Source organism: Paenibacillus cisolokensis (assembly GCF_050481165.1).
GTDB classification, from domain to species: Bacteria; Bacillota; Bacilli; order Paenibacillales; family Paenibacillaceae; genus Paenibacillus_AH; species Paenibacillus_AH cisolokensis.
Window position 1 is genome coordinate 41,942 of record NZ_JBCNFP010000063.1, and the last position, 25,215, is coordinate 67,156.

The 25,215-nt window shown below is 58.2% G+C and carries 15 protein-coding genes and 1 other annotated feature; of the genes, 13 read left to right on the plus strand and 2 right to left on the minus strand.

Going from position 1 to position 25,215, the window contains the following annotated elements:
• The first annotated feature begins 171 nt into the window (after positions 1-171).
• Positions 172-1,062, plus strand: coding sequence for an AraC family transcriptional regulator (locus ABEV74_RS11300; RefSeq protein ID WP_430146095.1), 891 nt, complete (start codon positions 172-174; stop codon positions 1,060-1,062).
• On the opposite strand, the gene ABEV74_RS11305 is transcribed toward ABEV74_RS11300, so the two are convergent.
• Positions 1,059-1,892 (minus strand): phytanoyl-CoA dioxygenase family protein, encoded by an 834-nt coding sequence (locus ABEV74_RS11305; RefSeq protein ID WP_430146097.1) that lies wholly within the window; start codon positions 1,890-1,892, stop codon positions 1,059-1,061. The two genes, ABEV74_RS11300 and ABEV74_RS11305, sit on opposite strands and share 4 nt — an antisense overlap.
• A gap of 229 nt (positions 1,893-2,121) precedes the next feature.
• On the opposite strand from ABEV74_RS11305, the gene ABEV74_RS11310 reads away from it, so the two are divergent.
• From ABEV74_RS11310 to leuS, 6 genes are all read left to right on the plus strand, one after another.
• On the plus strand, positions 2,122-3,102 hold the full coding sequence (locus ABEV74_RS11310) for an AAA family ATPase (RefSeq protein ID WP_145977182.1): 981 nt from the start codon (positions 2,122-2,124) through the stop codon (positions 3,100-3,102).
• 50 nt (positions 3,103-3,152) lie between these two features.
• Positions 3,153-4,271, plus strand: coding sequence for a DUF58 domain-containing protein (locus tag ABEV74_RS11315; RefSeq protein ID WP_430146099.1), 1,119 nt, complete (start codon positions 3,153-3,155; stop codon positions 4,269-4,271).
• On the plus strand, positions 4,268-5,590 hold the full coding sequence (locus tag ABEV74_RS11320; protein WP_430146101.1) for a DUF4129 domain-containing protein: 1,323 nt from the start codon (positions 4,268-4,270) through the stop codon (positions 5,588-5,590). Before ABEV74_RS11315 ends, ABEV74_RS11320 begins: the two co-directional genes overlap by 4 nt.
• Positions 5,591-5,920: 330 nt before the next feature.
• Positions 5,921-6,862, plus strand: a complete 942-nt coding sequence (locus ABEV74_RS11325) for a copper amine oxidase N-terminal domain-containing protein (protein ID WP_430146103.1) — start codon at positions 5,921-5,923, stop codon at positions 6,860-6,862.
• Between the two features lie 726 nt (positions 6,863-7,588).
• Complete coding sequence (locus ABEV74_RS11330; RefSeq protein ID WP_430146104.1) at positions 7,589-13,564, plus strand: PKD domain-containing protein; 5,976 nt, start codon at positions 7,589-7,591, stop codon at positions 13,562-13,564.
• Positions 13,565-13,698: 134 nt separating this feature from the next.
• Positions 13,699-13,955, plus strand: a binding site (T-box leader).
• Positions 13,956-14,019: 64 nt separating this feature from the next.
• Complete coding sequence (gene leuS / locus ABEV74_RS11335; protein ID WP_430146106.1) at positions 14,020-16,455, plus strand: leucine--tRNA ligase; 2,436 nt, start codon at positions 14,020-14,022, stop codon at positions 16,453-16,455.
• Positions 16,456-16,499: 44 nt separating this feature from the next.
• Here the strand turns inward: leuS and comER are convergent, their stop codons facing one another.
• Positions 16,500-17,339 (minus strand): late competence protein ComER, encoded by an 840-nt coding sequence (gene comER / locus ABEV74_RS11340; RefSeq protein WP_430146108.1) that lies wholly within the window; start codon positions 17,337-17,339, stop codon positions 16,500-16,502.
• 146 nt (positions 17,340-17,485) lie between these two features.
• Here comER and ABEV74_RS11345 point away from each other — a divergent pair, with 146 nt between their 5' ends.
• From ABEV74_RS11345 to ABEV74_RS11370, 6 genes are all read left to right on the plus strand, one after another.
• Positions 17,486-18,154 (plus strand): ComEA family DNA-binding protein, encoded by a 669-nt coding sequence (locus tag ABEV74_RS11345; protein ID WP_430146110.1) that lies wholly within the window; start codon positions 17,486-17,488, stop codon positions 18,152-18,154.
• An 81-nt stretch (positions 18,155-18,235) separates the two neighbouring features.
• Positions 18,236-19,525, plus strand: coding sequence for a homocysteine synthase (locus ABEV74_RS11350; protein WP_430146112.1), 1,290 nt, complete (start codon positions 18,236-18,238; stop codon positions 19,523-19,525).
• A 48-nt stretch (positions 19,526-19,573) separates the two neighbouring features.
• A complete protein-coding gene (locus ABEV74_RS11355; RefSeq protein WP_430146114.1) occupies positions 19,574-20,104 on the plus strand; it encodes a deoxycytidylate deaminase in 531 nt (176 codons plus the stop codon).
• A 199-nt stretch (positions 20,105-20,303) separates the two neighbouring features.
• Positions 20,304-23,312 carry a ComEC/Rec2 family competence protein gene (locus ABEV74_RS11360; RefSeq protein WP_430146116.1) on the plus strand — a complete coding sequence of 1,003 codons (3,009 nt, stop codon included), beginning with the start codon at positions 20,304-20,306 and terminating at the stop codon, positions 23,310-23,312.
• A gap of 188 nt (positions 23,313-23,500) precedes the next feature.
• Entirely contained in the window at positions 23,501-24,049 is a 549-nt protein-coding gene (locus tag ABEV74_RS11365) for an RNA polymerase sigma factor (RefSeq protein WP_062492318.1), read from the plus strand.
• Entirely contained in the window at positions 24,046-25,128 is a 1,083-nt protein-coding gene (locus ABEV74_RS11370) for an anti-sigma factor family protein (RefSeq protein ID WP_430146118.1), read from the plus strand. The genes ABEV74_RS11365 and ABEV74_RS11370 overlap by 4 nt, the downstream gene beginning before the upstream one ends.
• Positions 25,129-25,215 lie beyond the last annotated feature (87 nt).

Consider the following 25,215-nt stretch of genomic DNA (forward strand, 5'->3'; position numbering starts at 1 on the left):
GCATATCAAGCCTTACTGTACCGGCCGGGCACAATCGCGCACATTGATGTATAGCCGCCGTATTGCTCGCTGACCAAGCTTTGCCGTAGACCGTCGAATACCCGCTATGATAAAGTGATGGTGACGACAAAGTGTTAAAGCCATCGAAGCCGCAACGGAGGGGCTGCCGCCATGACGCGCATGCATTGCAACGGGCATATCGTGCCGTTCGAGGGCGACCGGGAGATTCGCTACGATTTGCCGTTCGAGCATTTGCTGGACAATTTGGGGTATATCGGCATCGTCGCCCGCCAGACGTGGAAAGTAGATCCGCACAGTCATCCGCATTATGAGCTCTGTCTGGTCGACGAAGGGGAGGGCTGGTTTGCGATCGGCTCCAGTCTGTACAAGGTTGCCCGGGGCGATCTGTTTCTGACCAAGCCGGGCGAAGTTCACCAGGGGGCCGCGTCGGGCGATCAGCCGTTCAGTCTGTATTATCTCGGATTCCGGCTCGGAGAGCTGCGCAATCTCGAGGTGGACTTCTTCCGCATCGGCGCCGCTCGGGTCAGGCCGGATATCGACTCCGGGACGCGCGCGTTGTTCGACGCGCTGTTCCGCGAAATCCGCGTAGACGAGCCATACGGCCATCTGCTGTCGCAAGGTCTCTTGCTGCAGCTGCTCGTCCACGTCTACCGGCTGTACCGCGGCGGCGAGACCGATCGTGAAGCGGCCCTGCCACCCGCGCGCGTGCCGGCCGGATATATCCCCGCGCTGCTGATGGATTTGCACGGCGACGCGGGGGCGGCGTTGACGATCGACGAGCTATGCGCCCGCTACCATGTGAGCAGGCCGCATCTGACGCGGGAGTTTCGCCGTGTGGTCGGCATGCCGATCGGTGAATACCGGCGAAGGCTGTGCGTGGACCAGGCCAAGCACAGCCTTCGGGAGACGGACCAGACGGTGTCGTCCATCGCGGAATCGCTCGGTTTTTCCTCCATTCATGCGTTCAGCGTCTTTTTCAAGCGATGCACCGGCATGTCGCCCCTGCAATACCGCCAGATGTCGGCGGAGGGCAGCCGTTAGCGGACGCTTGGCGGATACAGCACCGGGAACGGCTCGCCTTCGAAAAGGTCGCCGTCGCGCCCGTTCAGCAGCTTCACGTTCATATGGCCTTCGGCCGGCGTGCCGCTCCGGTACCTCGTGTCGCCGGTCATGAGATGGACGGCCATCGAGCGGCGCGGGCTGTCCGTCGTGTTCGGACCGCTGCCGTGAATCGTCAAGGCATGGTGAAAGCTGACCTGGCCGGCCTTCATGACGAGAGGCACGGGCCGGAACGCCTGCCCGTCCGGCAGTTCCATCTGCTCTTGCTGCTTCTCCAGATTTTGCTCGAAAAAGTCGTTTACTTTGACGAGTCCCCACTTATGGCTTCCCGGCACGACCTGCATGCAGCCGTTCGACAGATCGACATCGGTAAACGCGACCCAGGCCGTCACAAGCGACGGTTCGGCGCAGCATTGCCAGTAGACGTAGTCCTGATGCCAGCCGACGTTCGCCGTATGCCGGCGGTCGGCTCTGCCCGGCTTGTAAAGCAACTGGTCGTGCCATAACGCGATTTTGTCCGCATTCATGAGGCGTGCGGCGATCTCGCCGATAACCGGATGCGTCGCTACCCGCCGCAGCACCGGATCGGACCAGTGGGCGTTATCCGTTTTGCGCAAGGAGCGGGGATTGTCTCCGGCCTTCCAGGTGCTCCACGGCTCGCGGCCGAGCTCGTATTCCGCGCGGTATATTTTTTCCTGGTGCTCGATCATTTCCTCCAGTTCGCTTTCCGAGAACAGCTTGGGCGATACCCAGTATCCGTTTTCGCGAAAGAAAAGGACATCCTCTTGTGTGACGTAGGACGATTGCGCCAATTTCCATTCCTCCCGAATTTGTGATGAAATCGCGGCAAATCTCGCCTTCTCTTTTCATTTTAATCTTGAAAAACCGCATGTCTTTACCGGGACGGATCGAACATTTAACGTTTTGGATCATGCGAAGGCCCTCCCTGTATTCGGACAACGAAGCCGCTTTATGGTAAAATTGGGGAAATGCTTGTTGTTTTAAAAAAAGAATGCGTTTCCACAAGGAGGAGAGCCTCTCGTGCAATCGAATATGGCCGACATTCAGGAATTGGCCGACCGGCTGCGGGCCAACATTGGCCGTGTTGTCGTCGGCAAGGAGGATGTCGTCGACAAGCTGCTCATCGCCCTGATCGTATCGGGTCACGTTCTACTGGAAGACGTTCCGGGCACCGGCAAAACGCTGCTCGCCAAGTCGCTGGCGAAGTCGCTTCGCTGCGAATTCAAGCGCATCCAGTTTACGCCCGACCTGCTGCCGTCAGACTTGAGCGGAATCCAGTTTTTTAACCAGAAGCTCGCGGAGTTCGAGTTTCGTCCCGGTCCGCTGTTCGCCCATATCGTGCTTGCCGACGAGATTAACCGGGCGACTCCGCGGACGCAATCCAGCCTGCTGGAATGTATGGAGGAGCGGCAGGTGAGCGCGGACGGGGTAACGCGAAAGCTGGAGCGGCCGTTCCTCGTCATCGCGACGCAAAATCCGATCGAGCAGCAGGGGACGTTTCCGCTGCCGGAGGCTCAGCTTGACCGTTTTCTGTTCAAGATTCGGATGGGATATCCGTCGACAGAAGAAGGGCTTCACATTTTGAAACGGTTCAGGGAGGACAATCCGCTCGATCGGCTGGAACCGGTCGCGGACCGGGAAGATGTCGTGCGTGCGCAGGATCGGTATGCCCGGACGGAAGCGGGGGACGACGTGCTCCGCTATATTCTGGCGATTGCCGAGCGGACGAGAACCCGCGACAATGTGGCGATCGGCGTCAGCCCGCGCGGCAGCCAGGCGCTGCTGAAGGCGGCGCAGGCGCATGCCGCGATCCGGGGCCGGGATTACGTGACGCCGGACGATGTCAAGGCGATGGCGGTGCCGGTTCTGGCTCACCGTCTTCAACTGCGGAGCGTGTCCAGGGCCAGGCCGTATGAAGCCGAAGAGACGATCGAAGAGGTGCTGCGCGAAGTTCCGGTTCCAGCGGAAGACACGCTGCTTTCCCATCGAAGCTCGAGCTAGGAGACGAATGTCCGGCCAGGGCTTGCCGGTACAGAAAGGATCGGAGTAGAATGGCCTTTTATTTGCTGGTGCCGCTCGTCGCGATCGTCCTTTTCGTTCAGGGAAGGCTGTTCCGCTATGCCGCGATGAGAAGGCTTAAGTATGCGCGGTCGTTTCCTGTGCGCGCCTGCTTCGAGGGCGACCGGATCGAAATGATTGAGGAAATCGAAAACCGCAAGTCGATTCCCGTTCCGTGGCTCCGGGTCGAATCGTTGCTGCCGACGGGTCTGAAGTTCAGAAGCCAGGCGAATCTGGACATCAGCAGCGGGATGCTGTTCCAGAACCACAAAAGTCTGTTCGCGCTGATGCCGCATACGAAAATTACCCGCAGGCACGATGTCCGCGCCGTTCGTCGCGGCTGCTACCGACTTGGCTCCGTGACGCTGACAAGCGGCGATCTGTTCGGGCTCGCCCGCACGATGCGGCAGCAGGATGTCGGAGCCGAGCTGCTCGTCTATCCGAAGCCGGTGCCGCTCGACGACATGCCGGACGCTTTCCGGAGCTGGCAAGGGGAGATGGTCGTCCGCCGCTGGATCGTCGACGATCCGTTCGTCGTCGCAGGTGTGCGGGATTACCGTCCGGGCGATCCGCTGCGGGGCATCAATTGGAAAGCGACCGCCCGCACCGGCGATCTGCAGGTGCAGGTCCGGGATTTTACGGCCGACGGGCGGCTCATGGTATATTTGAACATCGAAGACCATGAGCTGATGTGGAATACGGTCAACGAGGTCGAGCGGGCGGAACGGGGCATCGCGCTCGTCGCCGGCATCGCGGAATACGCGGCGCGCCAGGGACTCGCTTTCGGCTTCGGCGTCAATGCCCACGATATTGACGGACCGAGAATCTCGATCCGGATGTCGCCGGCATCGGGGGCCGGGCGGGTGATGGAAGTGTACGAAGCGCTGGCGCGTCTTGTGCTGGCGCGCACCGAATCGTTCGCGGAGCTGCTGGAGGCGGAAGCGGGCCGGCTCGAGGACCGGACAGATATTTTGCTGCTGACCGCCTATCGCAGCGACAAGCTGGATCGTGCCGCCGAGCTGCTCCGTTCCAAGGGGCATGCGGTTACGTTTCTGATGCTCGATGAGGTGCTGCCGAAGGCAAATGACCGGAAAGCGGGTGAGGGCGAATGAAAGACCGGTTTACGGCCACAGGTGCCGCTATCCTGAAAGGAGCGGTCGAAACGCTTCTCTTCCTGCCGCTCCTCACGATTATTGCGGCTTATGCGATGGAGGCCGGCACCTCAGTCTGGTGGCTGGCGGTACTGCCGCTCGCTTACGCGGCCGGATGCGCCGGCAAGCTGTGGTTGCCGCTTCGGCGGCTGTACCGGTCGGTGCTGTTCGCCATCGCCGTCAGCGCCGTCTGGAGCTTCGCTTTCTTCGGGCTTTCCTTGCCGTTTGCCTTTTCCGCCGTCATCGTCTTCATCGCCGTCATGCGCGGCGGCAGGATGGCGGAGGAAGACTGGATGGCCCAATTTTCTCTTGCATGGTACGGCGCCGGATTGCTGACATACTTCCTGCTATCCGTTTTCGCGCCGCTGCTGCCGAAGACCGCGCCTTACGGCGGAGCGCTGAATGCGTTCGGGCTGCTCGCGCTCGTCGTTTCGCTCTTCCGGATCAATCTGTTCAATATGCGCGCCGAGACGCTGTCCGGTTCCGCAGACGCGCTGCCGGCCGCGGTCCGGCGGCATAACCGGCTGCTCGTGACGCTGGCGCTAGTCGTCATCGCCGCGCTTATGTTTTTCAGTCATATCCGCGAAGGCTGGGAATGGCTGCGGGAGCGGCTGATCGCCTTGCTGCAAGCGTTGTTCAGCCGATCGGGTCCGTCCGAGACTCCGCCGCTTCAGCAGCCGGAGCAGGGGATGACGCCGCTGCTGCCGCGGGATGACGGACAGCGGTCCGTTCTGCTGGAATGGCTGGAGCAGATCGTCGTCTTTTTGCTTTATGCGGCAGCCATTGTCGGCCTCATCTATTTGCTATACAAGCTTGGCCGGAAACTTCCGTCCGCGCTGCGGAAATGGACGGCGTGGCTGCTCCGCCTGCTCCGGAGGGAGCGAGCCGTGACGGCCCATCCGGGTTACGAGGATGAGGTGGAAAGCCTCGAGCGCGAGCGTTCGGGCGGCGGCTTGTTCCGGTTCGGAAAGCGGGCGGAGGGGACGGCCGACAAATGGCCGGAAGCGGGGACGAATGCGGACAAGGTACGTTTCCTGTACCGCGAATGGCTGCGCCGGGCGATGCGGAAAGGCTACCCGATTCGGCCGCATTTGACGCCGGGCGAAACGGCGAAGGATATAGCCGCGTGGCAGCGGAATGCGGAACGCGAAGCCGCCGGCGGCAATGCCGGTGCAGCGCCGCTGGTCACCGCGTATGAAGCGGTCCGCTACGGCGGCAAGACGGTGTCCGACGCCGAGGTCGAGGCGATCCGGGAAAAGCTGGAACCGGACGTTAAGTAAGCGGTCGGCATTCGCGTCCTGTGTTTGCCGATAAACGTTAATTGGGCTGCGTATCACAATGCAGGTAAATTATGCTTGCATTTCCGGGAGTAAAGGAATATACTTACAGTAACTGAATGAACCACAATAGCGGGAAGCACCTGCTTGCATGAACGATGCGAGAGGTGCTTTTTTTGCGTTTTACAGGCATTTGTTACAACATTTCAACAAAAATAGGACTATGTTCCCAATCGCCAGGGTGGTAAAATGTGTTAAATAAGGCGGTGTTTTTACTGCGTTTATACCAAGCTTCGGTCAGAGAAATCATTTTTCATAGTGGAGGTATTGGACATGTTGAAGGAAGCGAAGAAATGGATGTTGGGACTGGCGGCGGTTGCTTTTGTCTTCGGGGGTTCGGGGAGCGCTGTGGCAGCAACCAATACAAAAAAAGCGGATTTGTCCTTGGAAGTGCTGGTAGATGCCCGTCGGGTCATCTTTGACGTTAAGCCCAAAGTGGACGACGGAACGGTCATGGTTCCGCTGCGTTTTGTCACCGACAAACTGAACGGCAAACTGTATCTGAAGGGTAACACAATAACTGCGAGTAAAGGGAAAAAAACGGTCACGCTGACGATCGGTTCGAAGCGAGCGACGATCAACGGCAAGGCTGTGACGCTGACGAAGGCGCCGATTGCCGAAAAGTCGCGGACGCTCGTACCGTTGCGGGTTATTAGCGAAGGACTCGGCGTACCGGTGGAATGGGATGCAGTGAACCGCTACGTATGGATCGGCAGCAAAGACATCCCGAAGGTCGAAGATGTCGTTGAGGCCGTAGATATCAAGCCTTACAAACATTATTTCAAGGGGAAGCTTGGGGAGTCGGTACTTGAAAATAGCAAAAACAATTTTAAACCTCATACTAAAGTGAGGATTCTTCAGGAGAAGGACTTTCCTGTTATTATTTCAAACGATATTTATTATCGAATGGACAAAGCATATGACAAAAATGGAAGAGAGTATATTCGCACAATTTCGACAGATAAAGGTGTGATGGGTGTATCGTATTATTTACTTCAAAAGGGTCAGCCAACAAAATTGCGCCAGGAACTTTCAGGTAGCCGTGAATCCATTGGAAATATTCGGGTCCATTATAATTCTGTCATAGAAAGTATTGATGAGTTTCTGTTCGGTCAGAAAGACTATGATAAATTACAGCTGAAAGACATCGAATACATAGGTATTCATATTGCTTCAGATGCTGCTATTTTGGTCCAAAACTATTTATCGAAATAAAAGAAAGGAGTACGGGTTGATTACAGCAACTCTATTCGAGCTATGAATCGAACAAATGCGACGGCCTTTTTGCTTCTTGTATCGATTATCGTCCCATTGATTGTGCCGTTTTTATTACCGATGCCAGCTCAGGCAGAACAGCCTCCCGATTTCGGCAATTCACATATTACGCCGTATAAAGACCCGGATGGCGTACCGACGAAAAGGCATGCAGTCGGTTTCATGTCCTATGAAATCTGGTCGAATTCATCGGGGGAATGGACTGGTAAACGGCCTGGGGATGAAGTGCAAATCAGTTATACGTACAATTTCGCCTTTCCCGGTCGCACCGTTCGTGCCGTGAAAGTCATCAATTTTTCGGAAGCCAATAACAAGCATGTCGAATATTTTATAAATTCAAGGCAGGGAGGACAAGAATATGAAAAATATAAGGACTACTTTGCACAAGTCCTAAATAATCCTGACATAAAAGTAGAATCCGGACTAAGCTCGAGTAGTGTTAATTTTACAGCTTCATTAACTGGTAGACTTGAGGCCAACAGGCCATTTGATCTTAGATTAGACCCAGATACTGACCCTTGTCCAAGCTGCGGTCCGAAGGTCAAAGCCTACCGCTACTACTTCCCAGTCCTCTTCGAATTCGATCTCGAAGGCCAACATACGACGCGCCATTATACAACGGACGGGAAAAGCTTGTCCTCGATCTTTCCGGACAAAGTAACAGCTATGCAAAAAGGAGGGCAGTATGCTGCGACTCCCCCGTCCCATCCGGATTATGAATACGTCGGATACAAGTTTCAGAAGGACGGCAGCCAGACGGGGGAGCTGACGCCGGGGTTGCCGCCGGCCATTACATATGACGGTTCGTATGATACCTACACGCTTTATCTGTACTACAAAAAAAGCGAAGCGATAGCGATCGTCAAGCATTTTACCGAGGACGGGCAGAGCTTGTCATCCGTCTTTCCGGACCGGGAGGTTCAAATGAAAGAAGGACAGAGCCTGATGTTTTCACCCCCCGAGCACGCAGGCTTCTCCTATCTCGGATACAAAAAGACGACGACGGGAAATCCGCCCGGTATGAACAAACCGTACAGCAGCGGCGGCTTCGGTCCCTTTACATACGACGGTTCGTTCAAAACGCTGTATATCTACTTTATTTATGCCGCCAAAGATGTTCCGGGCAGCATTCATATCCGGCATATGGTGCGTGCAGGACCGAACGGCCATTTCGAAAACAAGGGCGAGACGGTCATACCGGTCGCCAGTTTGCCCGCCAAAGAAACAGTGCACCCGGACGGCTCGTACGGTTCGGTGATCGGTCGGAGCTTGCATTATTCCCACTATTCAGATGAAATAAGTGGAGGTATGTCCGTCGTCGTCACCTTGCAGCAAAGTCAGCCCAAAGCCTATGTGACGTTCTTTTATCAAACGAAAGCCGATTTTACCGGAGATTTCGAGGTCCTCCCGGATACGATCAACTACCGGGATACGTTCCGCCTCGTACCGAAAGATTTCCGGCTGAACGGCTGCGCCTACCAATACCATTACTATAAAATCGAACGAAACGGCACGTTTACGACGCCGCGGGTGATGGGCCAGACGGCGGAAACGGTCTATTCCATCGGCAACTATCCATGGATTATCGGGGTCGGGCAGCATCTGGTCTATATGAAAATCAAAACGACGTGCGGAGAAAGCGACTGGATCGGACCTAAGCCGCTTGTTGTGAAAGGGCCTGCTACCAACAGTCCGCCGCAGTTTAAAATCGGTTTCGTGCATCCCGATCGGCCGACCCAGCCGGTTTATGAAGTGGTGGAAGGAACGGTACTGGACCTGATGGTCATCTTTGACGATTCCGTGCCGACGCCGTACGATCCGGACGGCGACACGTTGTATTTTAACGGTTTCGATCTGGAGAGAGGCACGCCTTTCATCCAATCCTTGCGATCGAAAGGGGTTCATTCCGATGTCGGCATCCACCAGATTACGATGGACAGCGTCGGCTACCATTCCGTATCGGGGACGATGCGCGACGAGTTCGGACTGACGTCCTCGGCTTCGACCTATATCCGGGTCGTACCGAAAAATCCGGTTCCGATCGCCACATGTCCGGCCGAAGTCGTCGAGAACAGGCAGGTGCCGCCGTCGGCTTTCGATAGCGGCAGAAGCTACAGCCCTGTGGGGCGGACCATCGACCATAGCCGCGATGAGTGGACGAACCGCCGTACGGTATATTCCAACGGGACAAGCAAAGATATCGTCGTGCAAGTGTCGCTGCACGTTTACGATTCCTTCGGTTTGAAATCGCTTGAACCGGCGACTTGCGACATCGTCGTGAAGCCGGACATACCGCCGGTCGCCAGGCTTGACGTTCCGCCGGTCGCGGTGCGCCAGACCGCCTACGATATCGTCAACAAATCGTATTCACCCGACGGCGATCCGATCGTCCAAGCCGAATACCGCTACAAGTACGACCGCAACAACAACGGTTTCGGGGACGACGAGTGGGTCAGCCTTCCCGGCAGTCTGCAAAAGGCTGTTTTCCGGCCGGCAAAGGTCGGGAAATATTTGTTCCATCTGAAGGTGACGGAAGCTTACGGCAAATGGGGGGACACTTCCGAAATTGCCGAAACCGAGCTTACGATGGACGTCGTGAACAATGCACCGGAAGTTTCTTTCGATATGGAAGGGAAATATCCGCAACCGAATCTGAACCTGTACACGACTGTAACGCCTCAAACGATGATGGGGTGGCCTGTCTATGTGACCAACGAAGCGCGGCAAGTCTATAACAAAAACAATCTATGGGAAGTGAAAAACGGTTGGCTCGCAAGCGGCGAGGGTCGGAACTTCGGGCAGCAGGAAAATAACATTTACCATGTAGAGGATCCGAACCGAACTGCCGGTGAATATTGGACCTCGCTTGGGGTAACGAACAACGGTTTCGGCACCAACCGGCTGTCGCCCTGGCGCAGCGCTTCGTCCTTTGATTTGCGCTTAAACCATCCGGTTGTGGGTCCGAACGGGTATTTGATGGAGTTCGAACCTTACGACTACAGAAATGATTTGCCTAAAATCCGATCGAACAAAAAATACATTTTCTTTGATCATAAGGATTCCATTGACTTCAGTATCAAAAAGACGACGATTTACGCATTGGATCCGAAAAAGCTGTCGCCTGCCGAGATGTATGTGGAAGATTTTCGCGTCAAGTACCGCTATCAAAACGGGTCTCCGTTTGTTTATACGATCGCGATACCGGAAGGATTACATACGCAATGGGAAATGGCCGGGCAATATCTGTACACCTTTAATTTTAAAGACAGCAAGTACGAGGCAGTCGTATATGATATTTTCACCGGCAATGAAATCCGAAGAAAAACGTTTCCGGACGACTTGGGGAGATCTTTCCAATGGGGGGTTTGGAAAATCAGTCATGCCAGCGGTCCGAATGTTTACTTAAGGCGCAACATCGGAACCAACGTGGCCGGAGAAGCCCATGCGGAATGGATTTTGATGACGCCCGAGTTGGAGTTGATCGATAAACCGTCCTGGAAAGTGCCGGCCATCCGATCCTACAATTGGGTCGTAGAAGGCAATCCTTACGTATCCATCCAGCCGTTCTTTACCGATCCGACAGGAGCGATTTACGCTTATGAGGGGGTAAGAATTCTGAATGGCAGCTACTACTACTGGGATCTGAATGTGACCAAATACAATCCCGATTTAAGTCTGGCATGGAGAACGTATCTCACGGCTCCTGCCGAAGCGGGATATCCGAACAGGGCGTCGGCAGGCGGGTTTTCTTCGATGTTTCAGCTCGACCAGTTTAACAGTCTTATGATCAATCCGTTGAAGGGCGAGTTGCTGGCCAAACAATACCGCACCTATTGGGACGGATGGATTCCGCTTTCTTCCGAAGTGATCAATGTGATCGACCTTTCCAACGGAACGATCAAAGGGCGGCTTAGCGAATCGGCTGGCGACGATATGGAGAAGTATCACTACAGCACGCCGGACCGGACGAAAATGACGGTCGACTGGCAAGGGGAAATTTCGAAGGCGGACAGAAGCTTTACGACGACAATTGACGGATATCGAACCGGATTTTTAAACGACTACAACTGCGGCAGATACAATAATGTGCTCGATACGGCCGGGCAACTTGTCGCCTCGTTCGGCAGCAGCAACTGCTACAATTACGACGAACAAATTTTCGGCGAATATTTCGGCGACGGTGTTTATGTTTACATGACAGAACCCAGGAACCAGAACGATTCGAAATATTATTTGAATGTGGCGGTCGGAACGCCGACAACGACGCAGCCGCTGTTTCGTTCCTTTACGAACGGCCAGTTTTATTCCCCTTCATCGATTAATGGCGACGTCGAAATGCTCTTTTCCTTCCGAATGGAAAATGCCGATTACGATTCGGAGTGGCTCGGTCTTTCGTTCCGGATGCAGGATTCGCGCAACCGTTACGCGGCAGAAACGGACGGAAAGAACATTCGGATTGCCAAGTATGTAAACGGGACCCGCACTGTGCTCAAGACGATGAGCTATCCTTTGCAGAGCAAGCGGGACTATACGTTCAAGCTCCGCATCATCGGCGCGGAAATGCAGCTTTTTCTTGACGGGGCGCCGTTGTTTACGGTTAGCGACAGCGCTTTTTCCGGAGGGCGGTACGGGTATTTTGCGGACAAATCTTTCGTTTCGTTCGGCCCGCTGGCGTACCGGGCGCTGCAGCTGAAGGACGAATGGTCGCACAGCTACGCGATCTGGGACCCTGTGACGGCCAAGGCGGAAGTGCGCTACGGCAACATCCGCTTCGAAGATCCCGAGAACGATCCGATGTCCGGCGCATACGAGTGGACGATACAGCATACGGTCCGGTTCATCAACAATCAGGGAGTGTCCGCCCTGCACAACCGGTCGTTCGCTTCCGAGCAGCTTGTTTTCGATAAAGTGGGCGACTATGTCGTTCGGTTGCAGGCGCGGGACGATCCGCATCCGGACTACCGGCATCCGTCGAACGTATTCGGGCAATACCGGAAGTTGTCCGATCCGTTTACCCGCAAGGTGACCGTACACCGGAGACCGGTATCCTTATTTAGCGTCGAGCAAAATTCGTCCGGCAAACTGGTATGGCACGACAGCAGCTACGATCCGGACCGGTATGAAAGTCCGAGCCGCTATTCGAATGAAAATACCGGCATCGACTATTTGCATACGCGCGGGATTATGGAGAGGAAGTATTATTACCGGACGCCGGGCGGGAATTATGTAACCGGCAAACTCATGTCCCCGCAGGAGATCGGACGCTATGAAATCGGGATGGCGGTCAAGGACGAGTACGGCGCCTGGTCGGATTACACGGTCGTCTATCTGGACGTCGGCCGGCTCTCGCCGCCGAATACGCCGCCGGTCCCCGGATTTACGGCCAGCGCCGTCAATACGTACAGGGGAGTGCCGGTAACGTTCAATTCGACCGCTTATGATCTGGAGGATGGCGGAAGAGAAAATTTGCCGCATGAATATTACATCCGCGCCGCGGGAAGCGGCGGCGGAGCAGACATGCTGCACAGCACGTCGCGCACGTCATGGACGAAAACGTTCGGCAGCGTCGGAAGCTTCGTTGTCCGGCAAATTGTCGAAGATTCGGCCGGCGCATCGGCGCAGTACGAAATGCAGATTCAAATCCATAACCGGAAGCCTGCCGCCACCGTCGTTCAGCCGTCCAGCTCCGATCCGTCCAAACCGACGCGCTTCGATACGCTGAGGCCGACGTTCCGCTGGACATTCGTCGATCTGGACGGAGACGAGCAGCAAAAATATCAGCTGCGCATTTATCGGCTCGGCGGCGAGCTGGTGGCGGATACGTACACGAGGGGCGGCAGCGCGCTGCAATTCGTCCCGACGCAAAATTTGCCCGAGGGCGCGACGCTCTATGTAAATGTGCGGGCGCATGACGGATACGAATGGAGCGATTGGAGCGGGCCGAAATATTTCTATATTGAAACGAACCGCCCGCCGGCCGCCGATTTCGACTGGATGCCGAAGCCGGTCTGGGAGGGCGACACGCTCACCCTGATCGATCTTTCGTCCGATCCGGACGGGGACGAGCTGACATATAACTGGAACATCCGCGATCCGGGAGGCACCGTATCGACGTTTACGGCCGTACCGGTCATTCCGAACGCCAAGCCCGGCAGCTATCTCGTTACGCTGACCGTGTCCGACGGACAACTGCAGCATAGCGTGTCCAAGACGGTGACCGTTCTGCCGCTGACGCTTGTCGGGGATGTCCGGCATACCGCGGAATGGGAGGCGATTCACCGGAAAGCGGGGCATGAAGTGACCAATCATCCGAAAGACTTCTATGCCGGCGAAATTTTGCTCGTCAGCGCGGTAACTTCCGCGGCTCCGGTCGCCCGCGTCGATGCCGAGCTGAAGGCCAAAGGGCTGGACGGCAAACTGCTGGAGACGGCGGCGCGGCTCCAATCGTCCGGCGATCCGACTGTCTATAACGGCGAGCTGTACAATGTCAAATGGAGTTCGCTAACGGAGGGGCTGGACAAAGGGACATACAACGTCGTCTTTACTGTCCGTTACCAGAACGGCGTCGTCAAGACGGCGACCGTGCCGATTCGCATTATCGGCAGCGTATACAGCGAGGTCGGCGTTCACCGCCGGCAGTAGGCCGGAAGGCGCGGCGGATTTCAGGAGATGCAGCGCCCCCTCCAGGAACGGCAGCGGCAATGGCATACGGCTGGTATGCCTTGACAGCGCTATGGCGCTTCTTTATAATCGTAGTATCTGTTTGCATAGCTTCATAGTTGGCGCAGAAGAGGAGCAGTAGTATCGTTGCAGCGCGGCTCAGAGAGCCGGCGGTAGGTGCAAGCCGGACCCGCGGACGACGCGAACTCGCCTTGGAGCCGCATGCGAAGCCGGTTATTCCGTCCGATGAGATGGAGTATGTCCGGTCCAAGCATGCCGTGACCCGCGTTAAGGGCGAAGAGTGAGCCGGGGCGAAGCATGTCCCCGCGCTAACTAGGGTGGTACCACGGAAGCCAAGCCTTCCGTCCCTAGCGACGAACGCTACGGACGGAAGGCTTTTTGCTTGTTTTGAACGATTAGAAGGAGGAACCCGTTTCATGAGCCAACAGCAGCATCAAGGCTATAACCCGCTCGTCATCGAACCGAAGTGGCAGCGGTATTGGGAAGAGAACAAGACGTTCCGTACCGGCGAAGACAAGTCCAAGCCGAAATTTTACGCGCTCGACATGTTCCCGTATCCGTCGGGGGCCGGACTGCATGTCGGGCATCCGGAAGGCTATACGGCTACTGACATCGTCGCCCGCTACAAGCGGATGCGGGGCTACAACGTGCTTCATCCGATGGGCTGGGACGCCTTCGGCCTGCCGGCGGAGCAGCATGCGCTCGATACCGGGCAGCATCCCCGCGACATTACGGTGAAAAATATTAACAACTTCCGCCGCCAGATCAAATCGCTCGGCTTCTCGTACGATTGGGACCGCGAATTCAGCACGACCGATCCGGATTATTACAAGTGGACGCAGTGGATTTTTATCCAGTTGTACAAAAAAGGGCTCGCCTATGTAGCGGAAGTTCCCGTCAACTGGTGCGAAGCGCTCGGAACCGTGCTGGCCAACGAGGAAGTGATCGACGGTCGAAGCGAGCGGGGCAACCATCCGGTCGTGCGCAAGCCGATGCGTCAATGGATGCTCAAAATTACCGAATACGCCGAACGTCTGCTGGAAGACCTGGAAGAGCTCGACTGGCCCGAAAGCATCAAAGATATGCAGCGCAACTGGATCGGCAAATCCGTCGGCGCGGAGGCGGTTTTCGCCATCGACGGGCATGACGCTTCGCTCGTTATCTTCACGACCCGCCCGGATACGCTGTTCGGGGCGACTTACTGCGTAGTGGCGCCGGAGCACGAGCTGGTGGACGTCATCGTCACCGACGAGCAGCGCGACGCGGTAAACGCCTATCGCGAAGCGGCCGCCCGCAAGAGCGATCTCGAGCGGACCGATCTGGCCAAGGACAAGACGGGCGTCTTCACCGGCGCTTACGCGATTAACCCGGTAAGCGGCGCGAAAGTGCCGATCTGGGTCGCCGACTACGTCCTTGCCGGTTACGGGACGGGCGCCATCATGGCGGTGCCGGGCCACGACCAGCGGGACTGGGAGTTTGCGCGCAAGTTCGGCCTGCCGATCGTGGAAGTCGTGCAAGGCGGGGACATCGAGAAGGAAGCGTTCGTCGGGGACGGCCCTCATGTCAACTCCGATTTCCTGAACGGACTAAACAACGCGGAAGCGATCGACGCCATGATCAAGCATCTGGAGGAAACCGGCAAAGGCAGCCGCAAAGTGTCGTACCGGCTGCGCGACTGGCTGTTCAGCCGCCAGCGCTATTGGGGCGAGCCGATTCCGATCCTTCATCTGGAAGACGGCACGATGAAGACCGTTCCGGAGGATCAACTGCCGCTGCTGCTGCCGGACGTCGACCAAATCCGGCCGTCCGGCACGGGCGAATCGCCGCTCGCGGTCGTTACCGACTGGGTGGAAACGGTCGATCCGGAAACCGGCATGAAGGCGCGCCGCGAAACGAATACGATGCCGCAATGGGCGGGCAGCTGCTGGTATTACTTGCGGTTTATCGATCCGCATAACGACAAGGAAATTTGCTCGAAGGAGAAGCAGCGGGAATGGCTGCCGGTCGACCTGTACATCGGCGGCGCCGAGCATGCGGTGCTCCATCTGCTGTACGCCCGCTTCTGGCATAAAGTGCTGTACGATCTCGGCGTCGTCGAGACGAAGGAGCCGTTCCGGAAGCTGGTCAATCAGGGCATGATTCTCGGCACGAACAACGAGAAGATGAGCAAGTCGCGCGGCAACGTCATCAATCCCGACGACATTGTCAATGAATACGGCGCAGACACGCTGCGGATGTATGAAATGTTCATGGGGCCGCTGGAAGCGACGAAGCCGTGGAGCACCAACGGCGTGGAAGGCACGTTCCGTTTCCTGAGCAGGGTATGGCGCCTGTTCGTGGACGAGAACGGCGAGCTGAACGGCAAAATCGCCGATGGGGAAGGCAGCGACGCGTTCAAGCGGACGTGGCACCGGACAATTAAAAAAGTGACCGAAGATATCGAAAATCTTCGCTTCAATACGGCGATCAGCCAGCTCATGATTTTTGTGAACGAAGCCTACAAGGCGGATGAGCTGCCCCGCAAGGCGATGGAAAACTTCGTACAGATGCTTTCGCCGTTCGCGCCGCATATTGCCGAAGAGCTGTGGGAGAAGCTTGGCCATAAGGAGACGATTACGTACGAGCCGTGGCCGACTTACGACGAAGCCTGGACGGTCGACCAGGAAGTGGAGATTGTCGTGCAGGTGAACGGCAAAATTGCTGAGCGGCTGTCGATACCCGCGGATACCGACACGTCCGAAATGGAGCGCATCGCGCTCGATTTGGACAAAATCAAGGAAATGATCGAAGGCAAAACGATCCGTAAAGTGATCGCGGTCAAAGGCAAGCTTGTCAATATTGTCGCCAATTAGGAAAGCATCCTAAAGAGGTGAGCGGTCAGAACGCCCGGCGTTCGTTACAGACCGTTCACCTCTTCGCCATAGAAGGAGAAGCCGATACTTTCCATATCTTCCCTGAACTTGGCATGCGTCGTCCGGATCACCTGCCCGAAAACGCCGTCAAGCTCGCGTTCCATAAGCTGAAGTGCTTCTGCCGTAATGCCGCCGGGAACGGCGACCCGCTGCTGAATTTGCTCTGGCGTCATGCCGCCTGCGGTAAGCAGCTCGCCCGTGCCGCGCAGCATGGCGGTGGCGACGGCGAGCGCCTGCTCGCGGTCGATGCCGGTCTCTTCGACGGCGGCGTCTACGAAGCATTGCAGCACGTAGGAGATGAAAGCCGGGCCGCAGCTTGACAGATCGGACACGATGCGCGTATAGCGTTCGTCGATGTGCAGAGGCACGCTAATAAAGCCGAGCAGGTTCTCCAGCCGCGCACGGTCTTCGTCCGTCGTACGGGTGCCGTAGATGCACAGCGACGCTCCGCTTCGCACACGGTTCGTTATGCTTGGAATCACTTTGGCGATTTTGCTCGGCAGCTGGTCCTCCAGCACTTTTATCATGACGGGGCTTGTTATCGACACGAAGAGTTGTTCCGGGGCCGCGACGGAACGCAACTCGTCGATGACCGTTTTGAATTCATGCGGCTTTACGCACAAAAAAACGATGTCTCGTCCAATCGCCGCTTCGGCATTAGAGGTGACGGCTTTGAGGCCGGGGTAACAAGCCGCAAGCCGTGCCGCTTTGGCATAGGTGCGGTTGCTGGCCGCGATTTGTCCGGGAGTCAGCGCGCCTGACGAAACGAAAGCTTCGATCAGCAGGCTGCCCATGCTCCCCGTCCCGATGAATCCGACATTCATGACGATCCCTCCTTGCGGCGCTAAGCGGCGCGACCGGCACCGGGGCCGTTTTCGCGCCTCTCATACTACTTTATGCATGCCGGCCCGTTCATCATGACGACGAATCCGCAATGTCTGACGAAATTGTTGCGAAGGAGCGTGTCGCTATGAATGCCATGAAATGGAATGATCGGAAAATCAGGTTTGCCGCCGCCGCAGCGCTGCTGCTCATTGCGGGTGCGCTGCTGATCGGAGCAATGACGAAGACCAAAGGGGAGGAGCCGGCCGGCTGGATCCGGCTTGACGCGCCGTTGGCGGCGGCGCTTGCGGAAGCGGAGAGTGACGACGGCAAAGCGGGCGAACGATCTGCGGCTGCCGCCGGGGGCTTGTCGCCCGGGCAGCCGGACAGCGCCGCCGGCCAGCGGGAGACCGGTAACGACGGAGCGGCTGAGGAGACTGCGGCGGGAGGCAGTATGGAACCCGCGGCCGCAACGGCAACACCGAAAGCGGGCGTTCCGGAGCGAAACGACCGGCCGGCCGATCCGACCGCTGCGGGGAATGCCGATCCGGGTGCCGCCGGCGCAACCGGCAGCGCCGGATCGGGAGCCGACAACGGCGAACCGGCAGGCGGTCGCGACGGCAGAATCGATATTAATCGGGCGACGGTGACGGAGCTTGACGCGCTTCCGGGAATCGGTCCGGCCAAGGCGCAAGCGATCGTGGCGGATCGGGAGGCTAACGGGCCGTTCCGTTCCGTGGACGATTTGTTGCGGGTAAAAGGAATTGGCCCGAAAATGCTCGAAAAGATGAAAGAAAGCGTTGTAGCGGGGAAATAAATATGAGAAAATAGATAGGAGTTCTATGCCATTTTACTGCAAATAAGCCAAAAACCAGAAGGAATCAAGGAGGCGTTATACATGTCAGAAGAAAGAAAACTGTCCATCGAAACGTTGGCGGTTCATGCCGGTCAGGAGATCGATCCGACGACGATGGCGCGCGCGGTGCCGATTTACCAGACAACCTCGTACGGATTCCGGGATACGGACCATGCGGCCAATCTGTTCGGACTTAAGGAAACGGGCAATATTTATACCCGTATTATGAATCCGACCACCGACGTTTTCGAGAAGCGGATTGCGGCGCTCGAAGGCGGGGTCGGCGCTTTGGCGGTCTCCTCCGGACAAGCAGCCATCACATACTCGATTCTGAATATTGCCGGCTCCGGCGATGAAATCGTATCGGCCTCCAGCTTGTATGGCGGTACATACAATCTGTTTGCGATCACGCTTCCGAAGCTCGGCATCAAGGTCAAATTCGTCGATCCGTCGAATCCGGAAAACTTCCGGGCGGCGATTACCGATCGGACGAAAGCGGTATTTGCCGAGACGATCGGCAATCCGCGCGGCGACATTATCGATCTGGAAGCGGTGGCGGCGATCGCGCACGAGAACGGCATCCCGTTCATCGTGGACAATACGTTCCCGAGCCCGTATCTGTGCCGTCCGATCGAGCACGGCGTGGACATCGTCGTCCATTCGGCAACGAAATTTATCGGTGGCCACGGCACGTCGATCGGCGGCGTTATCGTGGACGGCGGCAAGTTCGACTGGAAGGCGAGCGGGAAGTTCCCCGGCCTGACCGAACCGGACCCGAGCTATCACGGTGTCGTATATGCGGATGCCCTCGGACCGTTGGCTTACATTATTAAAGCCCGCGTGCAGTTGCTTCGCGACATGGGTGCGTCGCTGTCGCCGTTCAACTCCTTCCTGCTTCTTCAGGGCCTGGAGACGCTGCATCTGCGGATGGAACGGCACAGCTCGAACGCGCTGCGCGTAGCGCAGTATCTGGAAACGAACGAAGCGGTCGAATGGGTCAACTACCCCGGACTTCCCAGCCATCCTTCCTATGCGCTCGGCCAGAAGTATATGCCGAAAGGGCAGGGCGCCATTCTGACATTCGGGATCAAAGGCGGCGTCGAAGCCGGCAAAAAAGTGATCAACTCGGTCAAGCTGTTTTCGCATTTGGCGAACGTGGGCGATTCGAAGTCGCTCATCATTCATCCGGCCAGCACGACGCATCAGCAGCTTTCCGAGGAAGAGCAACGGCTGACGGGCGTAGAGCCGGGCATGATCCGGCTGTCGGTCGGCACGGAAGGGATCGACGACATTTTGTACGACCTTGAACAAGCGATCAAGGCGAGCCAATAATACCGCGTTCCGCCGAAGGGACGCGGCGGCAGAAAGGATGGACAGCAGATGGCAACCGGTCTACAGGACGCGTCCCGCAAGGATTGGGACACTTATTTCATGGATATCGCCTATATGGTGTCGACCCGCTCGCGCTGCCCGCGCAGGCATGTCGGGGCGGTGCTCGTACAGGGCAAGAAGCTGCTCGGCACCGCCTACAACGGCGCGCCGATGGGCGTTCCGGACTGCTCGGAAGCCGGGTGCATGATCGCCGAATCGTATGAGCTGGCGATTGTCGACGGCAAGGAGGAGATGGTGAAGAAGCAGCGTTGCATCCGCACGATCCATGCGGAGCAAAATCTGCTGCTGTTCACCGACCGGATCGACAGGGAAGGCTCGACGGTTTATGTGACCGACGAGCCGTGCTGGACATGCGCGAACATGCTGGCCAACAGCGGGATTCGCGAGGTCGTGTTTCACCGCGCCTATCCGAAGGACAGCGCGAAGGTGAACGAGCTGATGAAGCAGAAGGGCATCGTGTTCCGCTGCCTGGAAACGTACGAGCCGCCCGGACAGGCGGAGATGAACGTCATTTCGTAAGCCGGTACGGCCGGCCGCCGGTTTCGGACCGGTGTCCTTCTGTTATTAGCCATATCCGTTATGAGGAAGAACCTCTTTTTCGCACGTTGCTGCAAAGAGAGGTTCTTTCTTTTTGGAAAGACCGGATAAGGGCGGTTCGTGCCGTTTTATTGCACGACGTGGGAACGAAATCGGAATCGCCGTTAAGGAGGGATGCAAATTGAATCGCCGTCCGCTCGTATGGTTTGCCGCTTGCTGGGTCGCGGGAAGCGCGTCCGCGGCTTCGCTGGAAGCCGCCGGGGTATGGCTGGCGTGCGGGGCGCTGCTGGCGCTGGCGGCTGCGCTTGCGCTGCTCGGGCGCGCGTCCCGTCCGCTTGCCGCCGTTTGCCTGGCGGCGTTCGTGCTGGCGGCGGGGCACCGGATGTGGGCGGACGAACGGAACGTTACCGCCCTGCCGGATTTGCTCGCCGCCGCCGAGGGCGCGTCCCCGTCCGCTTCGTTCGCGGTCGAAGCGGAGGGGACGATCGTGTCCGCGGTCGAGATCGACGGCGACCGCGTTCGTTTCCGCGTGATTGCGGACGCCATCCGCGAAAGCGACGCCGCGGCGCCGCGCCGTGTGCGCGAGCGCCTGCTCGTCCTCGTCCGGCTTGCTGCGCAGCCGGACCGTGACATCGCCGCGCGCTGGCAGCGCGGCGACCGCGTGCGCGTGGCCGGCGAGCTGGAGCTGCCGGCCGGCGCCACCAACAGCGGTGGGTTCGATTACCGCCGCTATCTCCGCAGCCAGCGCATTCACTGGCTGCTCAAGGCCGAGGGCATCGGCGCCGTCGACGCGGCGCCCGGCCCAAACTGGAGCGCCGCCGCGCTGCTCGGACGCGCGGACGCCGTCCGCGGCTGGCTCGGCGCTCGCATGGACGAGCTGTACCCGGACAATCAGGCCGGGTACATGAAAGGTCTCGTTCTCGGCATTCGCGAGAGCCTCGACCCCGAGCAGTTCCGGCAGTTTTCGGAACTGGGACTGACGCATGTGCTGGCCATATCCGGCCTGCATGTCGCCGTCTTTCTGTTCGCGCTCGGCGGCCTGCTCCGGCTGCTGCGGCTGACGCGCGAACGGACGTTCACGGCGCTGCTGGTCGCCGTTCCGCTTTACGTGCTGCTGACCGGCGCTTCTCCTTCGGTCGTGCGCGCCGGCATAATGGCCATGCTCGGACTTGTCGCCGCGCGCATGGGACGGCTCAAGGACGGCCTGCATGTGCTGGCGGCAGCCGCATTGGCGATGCTCATATGGGACCCGTTTTTGCTGGCGAACGTCAGCTTTCAGCTGTCGTTTCTCGTGACGGCGGGTCTGATTGTCGGCGTGCCTCCGCTGCGCCGCGCGCTGCCGCGCCGGACCAAAATCCAGCCGCTGATCGACCTGGCGTGCGTGACGATTGTCGCGCAGGCGGTATCGTTTCCGCTCAGCATCTATTATTTCAACCAGTTTCATCTGCTTTCGCTCTTTGCCAACCTGCTGCTCGTGCCGTTTATCAGCTCCATCGTCATGCCGCTTGGCGCGGTTTCGCTCATCGCGGCCGCAATCTGGCCGGCAGGCGCGGAGTGGTTCGCTTGGCCGGCCGTTTGGGGCAACCGGCTGACATTCGGAGTTGTCGGCTTCCTGGCCGAGGCGCGCGCGCTGAAGACGATATGGGCGACTCCTCCGGTCATTTGGATCGCGGCATGGTACGGGGCGCTCGCCTTGCTGGGCGCTTATTTGAACGGCATAGCATCGCAGCGGCCCGAGCTGCACGCACGGCCCGAGCCCGGCGGCCGGACCGCATGGCCCGAGCTGCACGCACGGCCCGCGCCCGCTGGCCGGCCCGCATGGCCCGAGCAGCGCGAACGGCTCGAGCCCGGCGGCCGGACCGCATGGCTCCAGCAGCACGCACGGCCCGAGCCCGCCGGCCGGTCCGCACGGCCCCGCGAATTCGATCGTTTCACGGCGCCCGGCCGATCCGGCGAACGCGAATGGCCGGCCTTCGCCGCCGGTCCGGCCACAGAACCGCTGCCCGGCATCTCGCCAGGGAACACCCCCGGGCTTGCGGCAGTCCATTCGCCGCATGGCGCGGAGCCGGGCATTCCGCCAGCGCCCGGCCAAGCGGCCGATCCGGTAACGGCACCGCTCGCGGCCTGGAGCGGGCCCGCGCCCGCGTCCTGGTCCGCCAGTCCGGCGGGAAGCGCCGGCGAACCGATTGCCGCACGGCGGAGCGGCGCGCCCGCCTGCTTCCGGAAGCGCCTTCGGCCGCTGTCCGGCGCCGGCATCGTCCTGCTGCTCGGCTTGCTGCTCGCCTATGCGTATTGGCCGGATTGGCTTGACCGGACGGCACGCCTGCAAGTGCTCGATGTCGGACAGGGAGATGCGCTGCTCGTGCGGACGCCTTCGGGCAAGCATTTGCTGATCGATGGCGGCGGCACCGTCTCGTTCCGCAAGCCCGGCGAGGAGTGGCGGACAAGGAACGACCCGTTTGAGGTGGGCCGCGACGTCGTCGTGCCGCTGCTGATGAAGCGCGGGGTGAAGGAAATCGACCTGCTTGTGCTGTCGCATCTGGACCACGACCATATCGGCGGACTTAAGGCCGTCGTCGAATCGATACCGGTCAAAGGGCTGCTCTGGAACGGCACCGTGAAGCCGACTCCGGAAGCGCTCGCGCTGTTTCGTCTGGCGCTGGACCGCGGCATCCACGTATACGGGGCGGCGAGCGGGCAGACGTGGCAGCCGGACGGGCATAGCCGGGTGACCGTTCTGTGGCCGGCATCCGCCGTTCCGGCGGGCGGAACGGTTCCGGTGAAGGAGGACCAGAATTCGAGCAGCGTCGTGCTGCTGCTCGAATTGTACGAACGGACGTTTCTGCTGACGGGAGACATCGACGCCACGGTAGAGCGGCTGCTTGCGGCGGCCGGCGGCGAGACGGTCCGGCGGCCTGCCGCTAATATCGACGTTATGAAAATCGCCCACCACGGCAGCCGGTATTCGACGTCCGGGCAGTGGCTTTCGTACTGGCGGCCGCTTGCCGCCGTCATCTCGGCGGGCCGGAACAACATGTACGGCCATCCCCACCCGGACGTGCTGGCCCGCTTGCGGGCGGCTTCGGTCCCTTACGTCTTCCGGACCGACCGCGACGGCGAAGTGCAGTTTGCGGTCACCCGCGCAGGCTTGTATGCCCGTACGGTTATTCCGGGCGGCAGGGCACCGTAAAAAAAGGGAAATATGGTCCGTTATGGCAAACGAACAGGGTATACGGCACCCTGTTTTTTTGTTATTCTTTAATGTGGTGTATTGGCTTTTTTTACTTCAATTTCGCATGTCACTGGAATAAATAAATCGACTGCAACATATGAAGCAGCCTTTTCGTCTATAAGGTTGCAAGAGAGGGGGAGCCTTCGTTGGTGGAGCCGGATCTGATAAGAGCCGCTCAGAAGGGCGATCGCGACGCTTTAATCACCCTATTGCGCGAAATCGAAACGCATGTTTACCGGACAGCCTTCTACATTTTGAACAACGAGCAGGACGCGATGGATGCGGCGCAAGAGGCGCTTATCCGCATTTATACCAAGATTGGATCCTATGAAGAGAAGGCGCAGTTTAAAACGTGGATTCAACGCATCGTGACCAATATCTGCATCGACAAGTTCAGACGGAGCAAACCGACCGTTTCGATTGACGAGCACGAACTGGTGTTCCGGGAAAAACATACCGTCGAAGAAGAAGTGCTTGCGGCTTATGCGGCCAAGGATATCCGGGACGCAATCGACAGGCTGCCGGAGCATCACCGGGCAGTCGTCGTCCTGAGATACTTGCAGGATTTTTCGTATAACGAAATTGCCGACTCTCTCGATTTGCCGCTGAACACGGTAAAATCCTACTTGTTCCGGGCGCGACAGCAGCTTCAGGCGTTACTTCAAGATTATCAGAAAGGTGGTGTCCGAGGATGAATTGTCAAGAGGTGATGGAATATATGCAACGTCAGCTTGACGGCGATCTCGATGAGCGCGAAACCGAAATCTTGATGACTCATACCAGACATTGCCCTGAATGTGCCGATATGCTCGAACGGTTGAAACGATTGTCAAACGATTTGGAAAGCTTGCCGAAAGTTACGCCTCCTTACAGTCTGGTCGACGCCATCCTGCCGAAGCTGGAGATGCTCGATCGGGAGCAGCAAGCGTCGGAACGGCCGGCCGCTGGCGGGCCGGAACCGCGGCAGGAACCGCTCGCTCCGCGCCGTGCGGACCGGAAACGCGGCTGGACGGACCGGATTTCCTTCAAGATGCTGTCCGGATTCGCAGCCGTCGGAATCGCCGCAGCATTGTTTGTCATCATGTACGATCCGCCATCGCTTCACGATTCGGCCAGCAAGTCGTCGTCGGAATCGGCAGACGCGTCGGAATCGGCAGGCGCGTCGGAATCGGCAGACGCGTCGGAATCGGCGGACAGGCCGCTGGCCGCGGATGCCGGGAATACGGCCCGGACCTTCAGCGGCGAAGCCGCAACCAAGTCCGCGCCGGAAGCGGCGCCTCAAGCTGCGCCTCAAGCTGCGCCCGATACGACGCCGGGATATATGAGCAATCAGGAAGACGAAACGATAAAGAAACAGACCCAAGCCGTGCCGCCTTCCGACCGCAACACCAGCGAAGTGCTGCCCGAACCGGACGCCAAACCGGAGGAACCCGAGATGGGCTCCATGGAACCCGACATCGAGGCTCCTATCGTGACGGACGAAAATAAAATGGGCATTGCCAGTTTCGGCGAAGTGCAGGAAAGCGACGACGCGGTCGTTTCGAACGACGGGGCGTACAAAGCTTATGTCGTCGATAACACGGTCAAAATTTACGCCACCGACGGCGGCGCGCTGCTGTTCGCCAGCGAAACCAAAGACGGCGTTGTCGGGGAACTGAAATGGTCGGAAGACAGCGCCACGCTGTACTACGAGGTGCGGCCGGATAAGGGAGAGCCTTCGCGCTATGCCGTCGATCCGGTCAAGCAAACCGAGACGCCGGTTCAGCCGGAATAACCGGATTTTCGCACACTTCGGGGCGGATTTGCGTATACTGCAGTATATGAAAGTCAGTGACGAAGCCTTGACGTCGTATGACCATTT